The 1354-nt window shown below is 39.6% G+C and carries 2 protein-coding genes and 1 pseudogene; all 3 read left to right on the top strand.

Annotated elements, in window-relative coordinates; genetic code table 11:
* Window positions 1-192 precede the first annotated feature (192 nt).
* On the top strand, window positions 193-600 hold the full coding sequence (locus tag DSM465_RS0117820; RefSeq protein WP_171355695.1) for an HNH/ENDO VII family nuclease: 408 nt from the start codon (window positions 193-195) through the stop codon (window positions 598-600).
* 17 nt (window positions 601-617) lie between these two features.
* Complete coding sequence (locus tag DSM465_RS0117815; protein ID WP_011886780.1) at window positions 618-1043, top strand: SMI1/KNR4 family protein; 426 nt, start codon at window positions 618-620, stop codon at window positions 1041-1043.
* Window positions 1044-1205: 162 nt separating this feature from the next.
* Window positions 1206-1295: pseudogene (locus tag DSM465_RS20385) on the top strand (pre-toxin TG domain-containing protein); the annotation flags it as partial.
* Window positions 1296-1354: the final 59 nt, after the last annotated feature.

The raw sequence follows: 1354 nt of genomic DNA, 5'->3' as shown, positions 1-1354 counted from the left end.
GCGTATGCCGGAGTAGGCCCGGCGTCTCGGGGATGGATGAGTGGGTTCAAGAATGAAGTTAAAGATGCTACTTTCCACATGATAAAGAGAGTTGAAGGGGAAACGGTTGGAAAAGGGATAATTAGTAGTACAACGAAGTAGAAAGTAACTATAAGACTAAAAGCTACTAAGCTATCTTCAGAAAAAATCCAATTGGATTGGTTACCTGATAAATATTCTGTTGTAGAAGTAAAAGGAACAGTTAAGGTTGCGGGCAAGGAAGTAGATGTGTCAAGAAGAGTTTACCAAATAGAGATTGAGAAAAATTATGTGCCGAAAGATCCTGCAGCAGCCGGGGTGACTAATAAAGAACTGATGTTGAAAGGAAAATCCCCTTATGTTGTTAAAGACAGGAAAGAAAGTAAAGTCGAACTTCACAAGCTGATTCAAAAAGAGCCTAGGGGAATGGTTGAGATTGCTGAATCTATACATAATAAGTTCAGCAGAGAATTACATGGCTTGGTAGAGGACGGAAATAGTTTTAGAAATGATTCGTTGCTTGAAAAACAATGTAATAATTTTAGGAGCAACTATTGGAAAATGCGTGCAAATGAAGATTAGAAGGGAGGAAAAATGTGATGAATGAGAAAATAAAAAAAATGATCGAAGAGTATGGAGAGGAAAGGGATTTTTTCGGAGGCGCATCAGAGCAGGAGATCCGAAAAGCTGAAGAAATACTCGGTTTACAGTTCCCTGAAAGTTATCGTGCTTTTCTAAAGGAATATGGCTCAGGCGGTATATGCGGGGTTGAAATCTTAGGTATTGAAGGAAATCTTGGGGCTTCTGTAGTAAAAGCAACAGAAAGATGGCGAAAGTTAGGGCTAGATAAGAAACTAATTGTTATCGAAGATTCAGGAGAATTTGTTCGATGTATGTATTCGGCGGATGTTCGTGACGAAAAAGTGTATAGTTGGGTTAGAGGAGGGAAAGAACTTTCCGTTCGCTATGATACATTTGATGATTATATAATGGATATGTTTCAAGAAGGAATTGATAACTTGTAGGTATATGAGAAAATGAATGGATAAAATTCTGGGTTGAATTGGAAAACGCAAATAAAAATAAATCTTGATTGGCGACAAGCCTTTCAAGGTTTTTGTTTTAAAAAACGAAGTTCACTGCTCGTGTGCCCTCGAAAATCTCATAAAAACAAAGAACTGATCTAGCGTACTACCGTTGCGATGCGCCAAGCGGATCAAATGTTCGCTGACAATATGAAGGAATTGGGGTTGGAGTTTCTCAAGTGGTACGACGTGTAGCGCCTATTTGGCGAGTACGATCCGATCACTGGGGAGCGCCTGTCAGCGGGAGATCG

Source organism: Geobacillus thermodenitrificans subsp. thermodenitrificans DSM 465, from assembly GCF_000496575.1.
GTDB classification, from domain to species: Bacteria; Bacillota; Bacilli; order Bacillales; family Anoxybacillaceae; genus Geobacillus; species Geobacillus thermodenitrificans.
The sequence above is the reverse complement of the archived record's forward strand: the minus strand, read 5'-3'. Positions and strand labels throughout refer to the sequence as shown.